Consider the following 15,901-nt stretch of genomic DNA (forward strand, 5'->3'; position numbering starts at 1 on the left):
CCGGTAAGGGGTCATCTATACTAAGCACCATAACTGCGTCACCCCGCACAATTTTACGACCCACCTGCATACTGGCAATATTGACATTAAAACTACCCAGTAGAGAGCCAATTTTACCAATAATTCCCGGCATATCCCGGTGTACGGTAAACAGCATATAGTGAGTGGGAGGAACATTAATCGGGAATTCGTCGATACTGGTAATGTGGATTTCCCCATCATTCAACAGAGCACCCGTTACAGAATGTTTCCCCATCGAACCGGTGGCTGATAGATGTATGGACCCAGAATAGTCTCGCATCGAAGCATCCCTGGTTTCAATTACCCGAATGCCCCGCTCTTTTGCCTCAATGGATGCATTGACATAGTTTACCCGCTCTCGCAGTGCCTGGGAAAGTAAGCCTTTGAGGGCAGCAACCACTAAGGGCTGGCTTTCATTGGTAGCTAACTCTCCCTGTAATCGGACATCAAGTAATTCAATGCGTCCCCCCGCCAGTTGAGCAACTAGGTTACCCAGAGTTTCTGCCAACTCCATGTATGGTCTGAGTTTTTCAATCACATTGGGTGACAATCCAGGAATATTAACTGCTGAACGGGCGGGTAAGCCTAAGAGGACATCCCGAATTTGTTCGGCTACATCAACAGCAACATTAACTTGGGCTTCTGTGGTAGATGCCCCTAGGTGGGGGGTCAGAACGATTTCTTTCCCCAATTCACGCAAGGGGGATTCTCCTAGTGGTTCTGATTCATAAACATCCAATGCTGCACCAGCAATCTTACCCTCTTTGAGTGCCTTAGCCAGGGCTTCTTCATCAATAATGCCTCCTCTGGCACAGTTGATAATTCGGGCAGTCGGCTTCATCTTAGCAATGGCTTCGTCATTAATCAGATGAGCGGTTTCTGGAGTTTTCGGGATATGGAGTGTGATGTAATCAGACTCGCGCAACAGCAAATCCATCTCGACTAAACGACAGCCTAGCTGTTCGGCCCGTTCTACCGAAATGAAGGGGTCATAGCCCAGCAACTTCATTCCCATTGCTCGGGCGACAGTTGCTACATGGGAGCCAATTTTACCCAAGCCAACTACACCAAGGGTTTTTTTGTAAACTTCTGTGCCAATAAAAAGCTTACGCTGCCACTTATTGCTTTTAACTGACTGATTGGCATCGGAGATATGGCGAGATAGGGCTAGCATCATTGCCAGGGCATGTTCGGCTGCGGCTATAGTATTCCCTTCCGGAGAGTTAACCACTACAATCCCATGACGAGTTGCTGCTGGGATATCGACATTATCAACCCCAACACCAGCACGACCGATGATCTTGAGTTGCTTGCCCGCCTCAATTACCTCTTGGGTAACGCGGGTGCCAGAGCGAATCATCAGAGCATCATAGTCTGGAATAATTGTCAATAGTTCTTCCGGTGATAGATTCGGATTGAAATCAACCTGAGCAACTTGGGAAAGGATATCAATACCAGCTTGATCAATTGAGTCAGAAACAAGAACCTTAGACATGACCAGGAGATAGGTTAATGGGCTATACACACGGTGCTGGAGCTATGCCATGAGAAACTCAGATCAACCCCAAGAGTACTAGAGATGAACCATCATCAAATAGCACTTAACTACAAGGAAATGTAGTTGAACAGGTCGATTTGTTCACATTCAGTAGCTCTGACCGCAGTATGCTATCTTAACGGCAAAGGTATCCCTGGATCGCTAGTGATCTAAAAGATTTTAAGTTTCCCCCATCTTTGATGGAAAATTTCTCAAAACTCTAACTGTTGAAAACCCCTGTGCTTGAGGCGGGGGATCAAAAGGAGCTCAAGCAAGAGTTCAAGTAAACTTTACATGTACATAATCAGCACAAGTGGCGATGAAATATGTGATTGCTGTATTCCCCAACCGCATTAAGGCAGAAGAAGCTTATACTGCTTTGGAAAAAGAAGAGTTACCTATGGATCGAGTAAGTATCTTGGGTAGAGGATATAAAAGTGCTGATGAGTTTGGATTCATTGACCCCAAACAACAGGGAATCAAGGGAGCCCGACAAATGGCATATTGGTTGATTCCCTTTGGCTTTGCGGCGGGTTATCTATTCAATGTGCTAACTGAAATAAAACTGTTTGGCTTCTCTAGTGAAATTGCTAACCATCTCCTGGGAGGGGTATTTGGTGCGATCGCAGCAGCAATGGGTAGCGTTTTCGTTGGAGGTGGGGTTGGTTTGAGTGTTGGTAGTGGTGATGCACTGCCTTATCGGAACCGTCTGAATCAGGGAAAATACTTAATTGTTGTTCAGGGATCCGAGAGTTTGACAGAGCTAGGTACTAAAATTATGCGTCAGTTTCAGCCGGAGACTATTCAAAGGTATGAGTTCCTCTAGACTATTTAAGGGTTGCGCAATTATTTTGGTGGTAAAAATCCCAAAGGGACAAAAAGTGGGAAGTAACTAAGCCTAAATGTCAATAAAAATTAATAAAAGTTAATAAAGATAAATTGTATAGTTAGTAATGGGAAATAGATGGTAAAAGAAACGAATTACCTATTGCTAAATCCTAATTACAATTTGAGGAAATAATTATTTAAAATCAAAAGTCTTTAACAAGCTATTAGGAATGCTACCTAGAGAAGAACTTTTAAAAAGTGTAGAGAATCGAGAAGATGTGGCTCGTGTGATTGATCAAGCTGATCAAGCAATTAAGACTTGGGAGGTCGTATTGACTGATTTTCTATCACCGCCAGTTTTGGTAGAGGTTGCTCAGCAGTTTGAACGGTTGACAGAGGTGCAATTGCTGGCTTGGGGAGGATATCCTCAGGCGGAACGGCAACGGTTAGGGATCGCCCGTGAGGAATTGCCTCTGGATCAATCTCAGGTAGAGGTGGTGGGTTTGGATATTGCTGGGAATTTTTTGTTTGATACGGCAACTCACCGGGATTTCTTGGGAGCAATTCTGGGCACTGGATTGGTGCGAGAGAAGATTGGGGACATTATTGTCTTGGGAGAGCGAGGTGCTCAGGTGATTGTCGTACCAGAGTTGGTAGAGTTTCTGGAGCTGAATTTAAATCAGGTGCGTTCGGTACCTGTCAAAACTCAAAGGATTGATTTGAGTGAACTCAAGGTTAAGGAGCCGAAAAAGAAACTCAGAACAACAACAGAAGCTTCCATGCGTCTAGATGCGATCGCATCGGCTGGGTTTGGTATGTCCCGCAGTAAGATGGTGGATTTCATTACCACTGGGGATGTGCGGGTTAACTGGAAAGAGGTCAAACAATCTAGCTATACAGTCAAATCTGGAGATTTGATTGCCATTCGCGGTAAAGGACGCTTGGAGGTTGGGGATGTCTCTATTACTAAAAAACAACGATATCGGGTTGAATTAACGCGATACATCTGAAACAGAGTGAGGCTTCACCATTCGCTGTGTTCAATCCCCTGTGTATAAGATAAATTGAGAAAGGTACACATAAAAGTCTATAGGTTGTCAGCACCCCATACCCTGACTGGGACTAAAGAGCCTGACTGGTTTTTCGTTCCCCGTCGCCCATAGCTGGGGTTTCTACAATACCTAGCATTTGTGATGAAAATTTATTAATGATTATTACGACTTCCGTGCTGCAAAGCTTACTGCAAGCTATACCTATACTGCGGTCACAGGTGTACTTTAAGTCTTCTTTGACCGCACTTTCCCATGCCATGGAAGATCAGGTATTAGCTGGCTCAGAGCAGCCGTTGGTCATTGCTAGCTTCCAGCGAGAGCGTTTCTACCGTCAGGAAGCTCATCGATATCGACGCATTGCTCAACAGACCCCCCAAGTCTATGTACTAGCAGCACCGGAAACAGAATTTAAGAGTAGTTCAGAGTATCACGAAACCGTGGCATTTGAACCCAACGATACCCTCTCTCAAGAATGGCATTTGGTAGTTATTGGGCAAAGCTACACAAACTGTTTGATTTGTCAAGAACGACCCTCACCAATACTAGAGGTTACCAATGGGGAAATGGACTCATCCCGACGTTTTGAAGGAATCTGGACATTTGACCGGACGGTGAGTAAAAAAGCAGCTGAGATATTACTCAATCGCATTCAAATTTACCGACCTGAACTAGCCGCTAAGATTGAACAGGCAAAATCTCAGTATTTAGACGATTCATTAGTAGTTAGTCCTCGATTAACCCAAAACTCCACCAGTAATCTATCCCTTCTCGACCAAGCTCAAAGTTCCGCCAATTCTGATCCTTTTGTCCAGCGTTTGGTGACTTACCTACAGGCAGGTCAGTATAAATTGCTCAAAGCCTATCGCTCCATTGCTGCTCAGGGCAAGAAAGAATCTCTGATCAATTCTATTTCCAACGCCATTAGGCGATCCCTTGACCCCAATGCCATTCTTGAAGTGGCTGTGCAAGAGTTGGGTAAAGCCCTTGAAGCATCACGGTGTCTAATTTATCGCTGTAAAGCAACAGATACCACTACTATCATCAATCATGAGTTCTTAAAGCCCTCTAGTCAGGGAGATGAACCATTAGTGCCCACACTAGGAAAAATATGGCCATTGCAAGACAATTGCCTATTCCAAGAGGTTGTCCAGAGTGGAGAACGGATTTATGTAGAAGACACCCAGACAGATCCTCGGATTAACGGTACTAATTCCAGAAATAAAACTGGTAATCGACGATCAAAAACCTTGCACAATCTAGTCCAAGAGCTTGCCATTCGCTCTTGGCTGAAAGTACCAGTGCTGTATCAGGGTCAGTTATTGGGCATGTTAGATATACATCATTGTGGTTCCCAACCTTATCAATGGGAAAAGGATGAGTTAGCCTTAGTGGATGCGATCGCAACTCAAGTCGGTGTAGCTTTGATTCAAGCCGAAGCCTACGCCAACCTAGAAGATTTGAATCAGCAGCTAGAAGCTCTTGACCGCACCCGTAGCAATTTAGTAGCGATTACAGGTCATGAACTGCGCACTCCTCTCTCCACAATTCAAGTATGTCTTGAGAGTCTAGCTAGTGAGCCAGATATGTCCCTAGAATTGCGTCAGGTGATGCTCAATACTGCCCTCGCTGACGCCGAACGAATGCGGAAACTGATTCAGGACTTCCTTACTCTTTCTCGCTTAGAAAGTGGTCGTGTGGAATGGCACCCAGAATCCCTCTCCCTAAGAGAGTGCATTGACCTTTCCCTGAGTAATGTTTGCGCTCGCCGTTCTGAAGATGAACGACCTAGTTTATCGGTTCAAGTTCCAGAGAACCTTCCATTAGTCAAAGCCGACGGGGAGTGGCTAGTTGAAACTCTAGCTAGACTTCTCGATAATGCCTGCAAATTTACCAGCCCACAAGGAGAAGTAACTATAAGTATCCAAACACTGGACAATTCCATGATAGTAGTTATTATCGAAGATTCTGGACGTGGTATTGAACCCAATCGGCTGGAAGCTGTTTTTGACCGCTTCTATCAAGAAGAAGGTGCTCTGCGGCGAACTACTGGGGGAACAGGGCTAGGTTTAGCAATTTGTCGCCAAATTGTCAAAGGCTGGGGCGGTAAAATTTGGGCAAATTCAGCTGGCAAAGACCAAGGTTCTCAGTTTTACTTTACTGTTCCCATTATCCAAACTCCAAAATCAAAGCACTCAAAAGCTCGGCGTAAACGTTAGGGGATTCGAGATAATGAAAGTTTGGGATGGTACAAAAGTAGTGATTTTAGCTCCTGTTACCTTGACCAGACCCTAGCCGAATCACTAGATCTTTAGCACTACCAACGCAGGTTCCGTACACAGAACCCAAACCACTCGCGCTTTGCATCAAGACAATGAAGACCAGCTCACTAAGGGGACAATCGTTTAATCACCCAATCCCCATCCTCACCACCATTGTACAGCAACCGATCGTGGAGCCGACTGGGACGTCCCTGCCAAAACTCAATTTCTGATGGAATTACCCGGAACCCTCCCCAGTGCGGTGGACGAGATACCTCTTTATTTTCATAGTCTTGGTTCAGTTGCTGTAGCCGTTGCTCCAACACCTCACGACTAGGAATAACTTGACTTTGATCTGACACCCAAGCCCCCAACTGAGAACCCTTGGGACGGCTGTTAAAATAAGCATCAGACTCAGCGGCTGTTAGCTTCTCGACTCGCCCCTCAATCCGTACCTGTCGTTCTAACTCAGCCCACCAAAACGTGATGGCAGCCCAAGGATTCTCGATTAACTGCTGCCCCTTATTACTGTCATAATTAGTGTAAAAGACAAACCCCCGCTGATCGTAGCCTTTCAGCAGTACCATCCGGGCGGAAGGTTTGCCATCGGGTGTTGCTGTCGCTATAGTCATGGCATTCGGTTCTGGCAATTGGGCAGCCACTGCCTGGTCAAACCAAATTTTGAATTGCTCGAAAGGATTTGGGTGGACATCGGTTTCACTCAAACCCTTCAATGTGTAATCCTTACGTAAATCAGCTACTCTAGTATTCATGTTTCTTGCCTTACAATTGACCAGTTTTGGTGGCATCTCCTACACCTCCCATGCAAGCAGGTTTAGGCTTGAAGCGAACTCCAACTGCTGCTATACTGCACAAAGTCATAACTTGAGCTAATGGAAGATCCCCCCAGCCCCCAAAACAGCGGGGGGAGAACAGATAAAAAGTTCAGTTGATCACCGTGCCAAGTAGATGTCCTTGACCTGTGGGCGTTGGGACACCTGTGCACGTTCCAGTAATCGGCAAGTTAAAAAAGCCGATTTTTCGTGTTATCTGTTGTAGAAGTAGGAAGCAACTGCAACGGTTTTGGATTAAGCTGATGCGACAGATTAATTTTTTGCTGATTTTCGCTCTATGTCTGGCACTAGTCTTATTTGGCTTGGAAAATACCCAATCTGTTTCCATTAGGATTATTGATGGTATCCAGGTTAAGGCTCCCTTGGCGATTGCACTGATTATAGCCATGTGGCTTGGAGCAGTAATAGCCTGGTTATTCAACTTGTGGACGCGATTTATCAATTTTATAGGAACTCGTAAGATGGTTGGGCAGATACGCTCGAAGGATGAACAGATTAGACAATTAGAAGACGACATTCAACAATACAAAATTGAGATTGAACAGAAACAGTTGCTTTTATCGGCATCTGACCCATTGTCAGATAATCCACTATTAGACTAATTTTGGGATTGCCATTGGGGATTGGGAAAATGTCAAGGAACTGAATCTCCCCTATAGGCTATAGGATTCAATGCCTAAGCAATATAAGTCTAACAACAATGTTGTTTACTCTTGTAATTACCATGTTTTATGGTGCCCTAAGTACAACATACGAAAAGTTCTTACAGGCAACCTTGAGACCAGGCTCAAAGAGTTAATTAGAGAAGCTTGCAGGAACATGGACCTTGAAATTATAGAGATGGAAGTAATGGCCGACCATGTACATCTGGCTATGGAAGTTAACCCTGAGTTTGGAGTTTATAAAGCAGTCAAACATTAAAGGGATGTCTTCTATATATCTCAGAAAATAATTCCCCCAACTTCGCTCTAGACTGCCTACGCTTTGGAATAAAAGCTATGAGCGTTTGTCCCGTTTCGGTGGGTCTATCGAAGTTATTAAGAAGTACATACAAGACCAACAGCGCCAGTAAGTTGCTCTATTTGATCAGTAAACTTTACTGCCCATAGACGAATATAACTGCTACCATTTAATAATGCCGAAAAATAGCCAATTTATGGTGTCTGTTCAGATAAATCCTGTTTGTTTCAGAGGTTGTATTCAAGGTCTCTACAACAGTGAAAATTCAAGAGGTAAAATTTACGCTTCCTGATTTTCGTTCTCCTATTTGTCCTCCCTCCAAATCATAACAATATCGATGCTACCGGACTTGATGTCACCCCTTACAGGACTTCCGGAATAACTTTACTTGTAGAGTCACCCTACTACTTATAGCTTATAGCGTTTGGTGCCCAGTTTTGTGTAAGTCCTGCTGTCAGTTAATTGACCAACAGTATCAAACAAGACATGGCTATATATCTTTAGTCTATTGACTTGATCCTATAGATGACTACAACACCTGCTACCGAAGCGATCGCTATTCTCATTGATGTGGCACAGCGGGGAGAAATTGACCCATGGGATGTTCAGGTAATTGATGTCATTGACCGCTATCTAAGTACACTGGCATTAGACAGTGATCCAGAACTTGGATACCGTGACACGGACTTGTCTCAGTCTGGGCAAGCGTTTCTATGGGCATCCATGCTAGTTCTACTGAAAGCCGATACCTTGGAACGTTTAGAAGAACCGGAGGAGTTAGAGGAATCCGAAGAACTCGATGAGTCCGAGGAAATTGGTGGCAGGGGAGATAGAGGTTTGCCTCGCAATCTAGAACGTCATCTACGCCGTCGCTCTGCTGCCCGACCCCCTAAAAGACGCCCAGTAACCCTGCCAGAGCTAATTCAACAGTTGCAGGAGATGGCAGCCCAACTGGGTGAAAACCCCTTACCTTCCCCTAAAAAAGGGACTCGCTCTAGTGCCCGTAGTCAGGCAGCTCGTATTGCCCATCTAGCTCACGATGAAAACCTGACCGAGATTGCCACACGGCTGGAGGAATTTCTATGCCGCTACTGGTATGAGCTAGCGGCAGACAAAGATTGGCTGAATTTAAATCAGTTGTTAGAGTGGTGGACGTTATCCCCATCATCTGTTGCATCAACTTCCGTTGGTTCTTCTTACCAGGAGGATAAACTCGGAACAGCCAAGATGTCGGGAAAAGCTGACACAGAAACAGCAATCACTCCTATTGAATCACCAATAGGGGACAGAGTTAGTGTTTTCTGGGGACTGCTATTGTTATCTGCTCAGTCTAAGGTTGAGTTATGCCAAGAGGAATTCTACCAAGATCTAAAAATCCGTAAATTGGAGTCATGAACCCCACGCTTAAAAGCGGGGGGTTGTAAAATCAACTAGCCTTGTCAGGAAACCAGGAATTCTCAGCTGGGGTCACTTAAAGCATCACTCAAAGCATAGGTTAAAGAAAATCGCAGCTTGCAAGTCCGCTGTGTAATAGCAGCAATGATGAAAACAAGTTAGGGACTTTAGTGCCTTGTGCTAATAGTGGGTGAGAGTTCAAGGACTAGTTAGAATCGTACTCAATTGCCCACATCAACCTCTATGGATTTAGTTTAAGGAGAAAAGATACATGAAAGCCATGATTCTGGCAGCTGGCAAGGGAACTCGCGTTCGCCCTATCACTTACACTATTCCCAAGCCATTGATTCCCATCCTGCAAAAACCAGTAATGGAGTTTTTACTAGAACTATTACGACAACATGGCTTCAACCAAATTGTGGTCAACGTCTCTCACTTGGCTAACGAAATTGAAAGCTATTTCCGAGATGGGCAACGCTTTGGCGTTGAAATTTCTTATTCCTTTGAAGGTCGCATTGTCGATGGTCAACTGGTTGGGGAAGCCCTCGGCTCAGCTGGTGGCATGCGTAAGATCCAGGACTTTTATCCCTTCTTTGATGATACATTTGTGGTGCTCTGTGGTGATGCCCTGATTGACCTGGACTTGACCGAAGCACTTAAGTTCCATAAAGAAAAGGGAGCAATTGCTACCCTAGTGGCAAAACCTGTACCACGAGAACAGGTTTCTAGCTACGGTGTCGTAGTTACAGATGAAAGTGGTCGAATCAAAGCTTTCCAAGAAAAACCCTCAGTGGAGGAAGCCCTCAGTACCAATATCAACACAGGAATTTACATTTTTGAGCCAGAAATCTTTAAATATATCCCCTCTGGTCAGGAATATGACATTGGCGGCGAACTATTTCCCAAACTTGTGGAAACGGGGGCTCCTTTCTATGCGGTGCCAATGGATTTCCAGTGGGTTGATATTGGTAAAGTGCCAGATTACTGGCGAGCTGTTCGAGGTGTACTGCTTGGAGAAATCAACAATGTACCGATTCCCGGCAAAGAAGTCGCTCCCGGAATCTATACTGGCTTAAATGTGGCGGTGAATTGGGACAAAGTAGATATCAAAGGTCCGGTTTACATTGGTGCTATGACCCACATCGAAGATGGGGCAAAGATTATCGGACCAACTATGATTGGTCCCAATTGCTGGATCTGTAGCGGAGCAACCGTTGAGAATAGCGTAATTTTTGAATATTCTCGCCTTGGAGCCGGAGTACGTCTAGTGGATAAGCTAGTGTTTGGACGCTATTGTGTTGATAAGACTGGTGCGGCTATTGATGTTCAGGCGGCAGCCCTAGATTGGCTGATTACTGATACCCGCCAGAGTTTGCCTGTCACTGAACCAGCAGAACGACAAGCGATCGAAGAAATCCTAAGCAGCAAGAGTTAAGAGGTTCACGTAAACCCCCGTCCTGATACAAGGCGGGGATTTACCCAGCTAAACAGTGTTAAAGAAATTTTGCAATTGGGTATCACACAAGAGGATCATGTGTATTTGGTAGTTGCTACTTTGAAATATTGACTATAATAGAGAAAACAGATAACTGCAAGGGGCCTTAATGGTTTCGACGTGTTGGTGAAAGCTGACCCGTGATTCAGGTCGAGAGTGAGTCTTCTCTCGCAAATACCGGACTCAAAAAAATTGTAACTGCGAACAACATCGTTCCTTTTGCTCGTAAGGCTGCACCTGCTGTTGCCTAAACACCTATAAACAGGTTCGAGCGTCTGTAGTTTGACTCCGTTAAGGACTACGGACTTAACCCCAACGGATGCTCTAGTAAGCTGTCTTTGGTCGGTTTGCTAGCTAAGACTTCACCAAAGCATCCTGTCATCCGGGATAAGGGATGATCCCCGCTCCGAGGGTTAAAGGGGCTATGCCTGTGAATGAGCGATAAGTAAATAACCAGGGCGGACACGGGTTCAATTCCCGTAGGCTCCATTAAAAAATAAATATGACCTATTAAGATTGATTTCCTGGATTTATCCCGGTACATCAACGTTAATTTTTATTCTCCTAGGGAGCATGAAAGTGATTATTCCTCAACTTGTCTCACCATTCAATACTTCCACTGTATTTATTGGTCTGTTTATAGCAGTTATCAACATGGTTCGGTAAATCTTGGCAAAATAGGATTAATTTGACTGCTAAAAATAGCAGTGGTTATCCTGTGATTAATTAATTAATATGTTAAGGATACGTATTTATTGGCTTAAGCTAACCCCACCTCAATCAAACATTCTCAATCAAACATTGTAGATTGGGTTAGCTTAAGCATTCTGTTCAACCCCGATTTAATACTCCAGATTTAGTAGTATTAGGTTAACAGCTTATAAACTGAGCTTAATAAGCACCATGCCTATTCAAGATTACCATCATAGTTTTCAGAATCAGCTTCAGGTCGTAGCCGATAGACCACTTATGTTGGTAATCCAAGTCCATAAGAACCACATCTTCAAAGTCAGTCACCTTTGAACGACCATTGACTTGCCATTCACCGGTGATTCCAGGTTTAACTCTTAAACGCTTGTAGTGATGGCGGTTGTAGCCCATGACTTCATCAAAGGTAGGAGGACGAGTTCCGACTAGGCTCATCTCTCCGATCAAGACGTTCCAGAATTGGGGAAATTCATCAAGACTGGTGCGGCGTAGAAAGCCTCCGATCCGACTGATACGGGTATCATTTTCATTTTTGAATATATGACCTTTAGCTTGGTTTTCTACTAAGTGCTTGAGTTTGTCTGCACCCACAATCATTGAGCGGAATTTCCAGATTCGGAAGGGTTTCCCATTTAGACCACAACGGATCTGACTATAAAATAATGGGCCGGGATCGAATATCGAGATAGCGATCGCAATGGGAATTGCAATGCTCACGGTAATTAATAATCCAACCAAAGCTCCAATAATATCAATTAATCGTTTGATATTACTGTTGGCAGACTGATGAACCTCTTGCTTAAATAAACAACTTGGGATTCTCTTATCCCAAATTTGTGAATCAACCGAGGTATAAGCAGAAGACTTGGAGATAATCACGGGTTTATATTAGTTATCTAAAGTTGATTAAACGACGGAATAATTGCTTGAAATCCCCAGGCTGATAGAACAGTTATGCTCAAGTAAGCTAACTTGCTTAGGTAGTTTTTGCCCAAACTTTACGGAAGAGTCTCCTGCCATTTTTTAAAATATTTGGTAGGCACCCACTAACCCTAAAGTCTTTGTTGTAAACTAAATAGTCTATTAACCAGACCGCTGAAAACTTTAAAAGTTCCCGCTAATGTCGATATTTTTTCAAAAAAAGTAAATTATATATAGGTAGATGACCTTGTCATTTTTATTGACCGCCTTATTAATAATTTTTAATCGAAGCCTCTGATTATAGTATTTTGGTTTGTCAAAAAAGGAGTAGTATATTTTGTATCATTTCATTGAAATTTAACATTTTAGGGACGAATTCGTGAAGGAATTGTGAATTGGGGTTGAATTAATTGACTTCCTGTCTGAATTTTGGTAATAATAGTTCACTATTATGAATCAAGCAATGAATGGAAATGATTAGAGGTAAAGATAATCCAATTGATGTTAAGTTGCTAGGTAGACATCCGTCAAGACTACCTCTGAGACCAAATCCAGGTTAAAAACCTCCTTTATAATCAAGTCACGGGGCGAAGCCTTAGGTGAAAGGCAGGTAAACCCAAACTTATCTAGCCGCAACTTCCCTCTTGACTGGGCTAAAAGGGGGCTATAAAAGCGGATTTCAGATCACAGATAAGTAAACACGGCTATAGCTTAGCCATGTTGCCAGCTTGGCAGTAATTTTCAAGAATTTACCGAAAACAGAACAGACGCGCTTCATCCGAGTCTATTAACAGCGTCCCACGGATTGCTAAGGGCTGACGCCCCGCTGCGCGAACAAGGAAATACGCGCCCCTCGTGGTAGCCCCGTCTTTTTAAAGCGGGTTAGAAGTTTCCGCAAGAATAGTGCAGCCTTTATAGTTGGTAGGCTATGCATTAAAGGTGACAGGTTTTGTTGTAAGGCTGCACTATTCTAAGGTTTCGTCTCCGGGAGGAAACGCGACACGGCAGTGCGAGCAATCCCTCGCACTGCCGTCAAAAAAAATGTATAATAATGATGATGTGAGTAAAGGCAGACGCCTACGTGATGAAGCGACTCTAGTACCGGAAAGATACCGACCCTGGCCAAAAGGCCACGCTACGCGAACAACGATTACATTGCGCTAATCCTCTTGTGAACGGGTAAATAATTGCAGATCGCAGAGCGTACCGAACTGGCAAGCGTGGTAGTACCTCGAAAGCATAATTTTTGCAAGAAAAGTAGCGGGAACTGTTGGGATTGAAGTGACTGACAGAACTCAGTAGGGGCGCTTTGACTACGCCTGTAAGATTCGTTTATGGATTCTTAACTAATCCCCGCGTCTAATGACCGGGGAGTGTCAACCATCTGTTCACACAAATCTGTCAACGCATTAATAGTAGCAATGGCTTCTGAATGGTCAAGGGAGTCATTGGTTCGAGATGTCTTCTGGGACTCTGGGGTACCATCGGCTAAGTGCGATTGGCCGTAGGCCACGCTACGCGATGCTCGGTACGAGCCGCTACGCGAACGCAATGGTGTATTTTCTTCAGACAATCCTATACCCCACGATTGAGGCAACTCTCCTGTTAACCAATCCATTGGTGGTTCCTGATTCAAATCTGATTGGCCTTTGGCCACGCTACGCGAACGGTCAGACACCACCTCAGTCATAGTCAGAGAGTTTTTGGACAATAAGGTTTCCGGATGTAATTGAAAGCTATCTTTATCCTCAACTTGAACCTGTACATCCGGTGGTTGTTGTGAGGAAGACCATACGCTTGAAGCTTCTCGTCCTAACTGCTGAGCTAGACGATTCACAAAGGCAGCAAACAACATTTCTCCCTGCATGCCTAAGCTGTGCATTTTTTCAAGTTCCTCAGATAAAGACTCCTGGTAACCTTGAAGATCTCTGTGTAGGGTCTCAAAAATCAACCGCTGGTTAACATCTATATTCTGTATGAGTTGATCAGATTGTTTTTGAAGCTGCTGTAGTTGCTCAATGACCTTTTGTCTTTGGGCTACAGCAACAATCTCGTCCTGATTTGAAGGCAATCGGTTGATTGAGTCATCACTAGTGGGATTCTGTTTTAAGTGAGCTTCCCAATTCGCTAAAATTTGAGATAGCTTTTGGGTCAAGCTTTCGACAAGGCGGTTGATTAGCCCTTGTGATAAGTAGTCTGAAGCAAACTGCACATTTGCAGTTTGTTGTTTGGTATAGTAATCCAGCTGCTGCTTGGTACTCTCCAAATGCTGAATTTCTCGTACCAGAGACTCCCGCTGTTGCTGTAGAGCCTCCAACTCTACCTGCAATGGTTTCGTGAAATCGGTACGTAGAAGGTTCATTTCTTGAGTAACCGCTTGCAGGATTTGCTGCACTCCCTCCTGAACAGATGTGGGTACTCCCGTCTGAGATGGGGTTACTGTAGTAGTTGTATTGTCCGATTCCACCCCTAGCTTTTGCTGTTGGGAAACTAGGTAGCTACGAACTTTCCGCAAAACCTGGTGTGCAGCCGCTAGGTCACCAGACTTGAACCATGGTAGAGGAAAGTCAGGCTTATGGAGGATGTGGTCAATATCAGCAATCAGAGATTGAATGTCGGTTTGAGCAGTCACTTTGAAACCCTTGACGAGAACAAATTGAGTCATACAGGAGTGAGAGTCAGCCCCCTGTGTCTAATGTTAAATTGCCAGAGTCACCAAACTATTACAAATTGTTCATCATGGAGCATAATAACTGTACTTACCCGATGTGATTATTGCCAAGCCCTCTACCAGAATTAGCCTACCTCAGCTCACTGCAAGTAGTTTAGCTCCAGTAGAATCTTTGTTTGTCAAGGCAATTTCACTCACATCAGTCATTTTCGTTGGTCTACCAAAGGTGGTGAGGTTAAGCAGATCTGCTTCATTGGCTTCTTTTAGTTGACACAGGCAAACTCCCTGACTCACTTGATTTGACAGCGGATCATTTATCTATTCAAGGTGTTTACGAAGCGCTCATGATCCCATGGAAGACCGATACAATTCATCTGAAGTTAACTCTAATGTTCATGATTCGATGGCTAGCACTCCTTTTTTTGCTGGCTTACCAGATTCTAGTGTCAAAAAAGCCATTATTAATATGGTTACCCGTAGCCATCCTGCAAATCGAGTGATTTTACTTGAGAATGACTGGGGGGGGTCTGTCTATTTCATCTTAGATGGTTGGGCAAAGATTCGCACCTATAACATGGATGGGAAGGAAGTGACCCTCAATATTCTTGGGAAAGGAGAAATCTTTGGTGAAATGGCAGCGTTAGAAGAAGTACCTCGTTCAACAGATGTGATTACCTTAACCCCTACAACCATTGGTAGTATACCCGCTCAGGATTTTACCCAGTTAATTCATACGGAACCTTTGGCTGGTGTCCACTTAGCTCAGTTGATGGCAAAGCGTCTGCGTCAGGTTAACCGACGCCTACGCTTGCGGGAGTCAGATAGTACCTCACGAGTGGCAGACACCTTGTTGTTTCTAGCTGAAGGACAAGGCAAATTGAAACAAAGAGGAACTGAGATTCCTAACTTACCTCATCGAGAGATAAGTAGCCTTAGTGGATTGGCGCGGGAGACGGTCACACGAGTCCTGACAAAGCTGGAGAAGAAAGGCTTGATCATGCGGGATCAGGATACCCTTTTTATCTGTGATCTGCCTGCTCTAGAAAAGATGATTATCTAGTCTTGAGATATAAGGCTGACTGCCTGACACATCTTGGAAAATGGCAGTCATCAAGGGGTGCAGTGCTTCGAGCGAATACGAGTAAACCAGATTCGGTCGTAGTAATGCTGCTCAGCCTTCAAAGAAGCAAAGCTTGGTTGC

The 15,901-nt window shown here is 44.2% G+C and carries 12 protein-coding genes, 1 other RNA gene and 2 pseudogenes; 11 read left to right on the plus strand and 4 right to left on the minus strand.

All coding sequences use genetic code 11. From position 1 onward, the window contains the following. Positions 1–1,516: phosphoglycerate dehydrogenase (gene serA / locus F6K53_RS33270; RefSeq protein ID WP_293083666.1), on the minus strand; the 1,516-nt coding region annotated here is incomplete at its 3' end. 361 nt (positions 1,517–1,877) lie between these two features. Between serA and F6K53_RS33275 the strand changes: the two genes are divergently transcribed. The 3 genes from F6K53_RS33275 to F6K53_RS33285 all read left to right on the plus strand — a co-directional run bounded on the left by F6K53_RS33275 (position 1,878) and on the right by F6K53_RS33285 (position 5,654). After that, the gene (locus F6K53_RS33275; protein WP_293083668.1) at positions 1,878–2,384 is read left to right on the plus strand and encodes a hypothetical protein; all 507 of its coding nucleotides are present in this window, start codon (positions 1,878–1,880) and stop codon (positions 2,382–2,384) included. 232 nt (positions 2,385–2,616) lie between these two features. Continuing rightward, complete coding sequence (locus tag F6K53_RS33280; protein WP_293083671.1) at positions 2,617–3,396, plus strand: photosystem II S4 domain protein; 780 nt, start codon at positions 2,617–2,619, stop codon at positions 3,394–3,396. A gap of 197 nt (positions 3,397–3,593) precedes the next feature. After that, positions 3,594–5,654, plus strand: a complete 2,061-nt coding sequence (locus tag F6K53_RS33285) for a DICT sensory domain-containing protein (RefSeq protein ID WP_293083673.1) — start codon at positions 3,594–3,596, stop codon at positions 5,652–5,654. Positions 5,655–5,824: 170 nt separating this feature from the next. Here the strand turns inward: F6K53_RS33285 and pdxH are convergent, their stop codons facing one another. Further along, positions 5,825–6,505, minus strand: coding sequence for a pyridoxamine 5'-phosphate oxidase (gene pdxH / locus F6K53_RS33290; RefSeq protein ID WP_366511383.1), 681 nt, complete (start codon positions 6,503–6,505; stop codon positions 5,825–5,827). Between the two features lie 287 nt (positions 6,506–6,792). Here pdxH and F6K53_RS33295 point away from each other — a divergent pair, with 287 nt between their 5' ends. The 5 genes and pseudogenes from F6K53_RS33295 (at position 6,793) to ssrA (ending at position 10,892) form a co-directional block, all read left to right on the plus strand. Further along, positions 6,793–7,152 (plus strand): LapA family protein, encoded by a 360-nt coding sequence (locus F6K53_RS33295; protein ID WP_293083676.1) that lies wholly within the window; start codon positions 6,793–6,795, stop codon positions 7,150–7,152. A 70-nt stretch (positions 7,153–7,222) separates the two neighbouring features. Next, positions 7,223–7,622: pseudogene (gene tnpA / locus F6K53_RS33300) on the plus strand (IS200/IS605 family transposase). A 413-nt stretch (positions 7,623–8,035) separates the two neighbouring features. Then, positions 8,036–8,905 (plus strand): segregation/condensation protein A, encoded by an 870-nt coding sequence (locus tag F6K53_RS33305; protein WP_293038839.1) that lies wholly within the window; start codon positions 8,036–8,038, stop codon positions 8,903–8,905. A 271-nt stretch (positions 8,906–9,176) separates the two neighbouring features. Continuing rightward, positions 9,177–10,340, plus strand: a complete 1,164-nt coding sequence (locus tag F6K53_RS33310) for an NDP-sugar synthase (RefSeq protein WP_293025167.1) — start codon at positions 9,177–9,179, stop codon at positions 10,338–10,340. Positions 10,341–10,500: 160 nt separating this feature from the next. Then, positions 10,501–10,892, plus strand: a transfer-messenger RNA (tmRNA) gene (gene ssrA / locus F6K53_RS33315). Positions 10,893–11,291: 399 nt separating this feature from the next. On the opposite strand, the gene F6K53_RS33320 is transcribed toward ssrA, so the two are convergent. After that, positions 11,292–11,927 (minus strand): sugar transferase, encoded by a 636-nt coding sequence (locus F6K53_RS33320; protein WP_293072222.1) that lies wholly within the window; start codon positions 11,925–11,927, stop codon positions 11,292–11,294. A gap of 977 nt (positions 11,928–12,904) precedes the next feature. Between F6K53_RS33320 and F6K53_RS46130 the strand changes: the two are divergent. Together F6K53_RS46130 and F6K53_RS33325 are read left to right on the plus strand one after the other, a co-directional pair. Then, positions 12,905–13,003, plus strand: a pseudogene (locus F6K53_RS46130) (RNA-guided endonuclease TnpB family protein); the annotation flags it as partial. Continuing rightward, positions 12,969–13,193 carry a hypothetical protein gene (locus tag F6K53_RS33325; RefSeq protein WP_293038837.1) on the plus strand — a complete coding sequence of 75 codons (225 nt, stop codon included), beginning with the start codon at positions 12,969–12,971 and terminating at the stop codon, positions 13,191–13,193. The pseudogene F6K53_RS46130 and the gene F6K53_RS33325, both read left to right, overlap by 35 nt. A gap of 178 nt (positions 13,194–13,371) precedes the next feature. Here the strand turns inward: F6K53_RS33325 and F6K53_RS33330 are convergent, their stop codons facing one another. After that, on the minus strand, positions 13,372–14,694 hold the full coding sequence (locus F6K53_RS33330; RefSeq protein ID WP_293083679.1) for a hypothetical protein: 1,323 nt from the start codon (positions 14,692–14,694) through the stop codon (positions 13,372–13,374). A gap of 358 nt (positions 14,695–15,052) precedes the next feature. On the opposite strand from F6K53_RS33330, the gene F6K53_RS33335 reads away from it, so the two are divergent. Further along, positions 15,053–15,760 (plus strand): Crp/Fnr family transcriptional regulator, encoded by a 708-nt coding sequence (locus F6K53_RS33335; RefSeq protein ID WP_293038833.1) that lies wholly within the window; start codon positions 15,053–15,055, stop codon positions 15,758–15,760. Positions 15,761–15,901 lie beyond the last annotated feature (141 nt).

The organism is Moorena sp. SIO4A1 (assembly GCF_010672065.1).
In the GTDB taxonomy this organism is placed as follows: Bacteria; Cyanobacteriota; Cyanobacteriia; order Cyanobacteriales; family Coleofasciculaceae; genus Moorena.

Bases quoted from the DNA above. Each gene is read 5' to 3' on its own strand.
- F6K53_RS33275 (WP_293083668.1), top strand. From the start codon at position 1,878: ATGAAATATGTGATTGCTGTATTCCCCAACCGCATTAAGGCAGAAGAA.
- F6K53_RS33280 (WP_293083671.1), top strand. From the start codon at position 2,617: ATGCTACCTAGAGAAGAACTTTTAAAAAGTGTAGAGAATCGAGAAGAT.
- F6K53_RS33285 (WP_293083673.1), top strand. From the start codon at position 3,594: ATGATTATTACGACTTCCGTGCTGCAAAGCTTACTGCAAGCTATACCT.
- pdxH (WP_366511383.1), bottom strand. From the start codon at position 6,505: ATGCCACCAAAACTGGTCAATTGTAAGGCAAGAAACATGAATACTAGA.
- F6K53_RS33295 (WP_293083676.1), top strand. From the start codon at position 6,793: ATGCGACAGATTAATTTTTTGCTGATTTTCGCTCTATGTCTGGCACTA.
- F6K53_RS33305 (WP_293038839.1), top strand. From the start codon at position 8,036: ATGACTACAACACCTGCTACCGAAGCGATCGCTATTCTCATTGATGTG.
- F6K53_RS33310 (WP_293025167.1), top strand. From the start codon at position 9,177: ATGAAAGCCATGATTCTGGCAGCTGGCAAGGGAACTCGCGTTCGCCCT.
- F6K53_RS33330 (WP_293083679.1), bottom strand. From the start codon at position 14,694: ATGACTCAATTTGTTCTCGTCAAGGGTTTCAAAGTGACTGCTCAAACC.
- F6K53_RS33335 (WP_293038833.1), top strand. From the start codon at position 15,053: ATGGAAGACCGATACAATTCATCTGAAGTTAACTCTAATGTTCATGAT.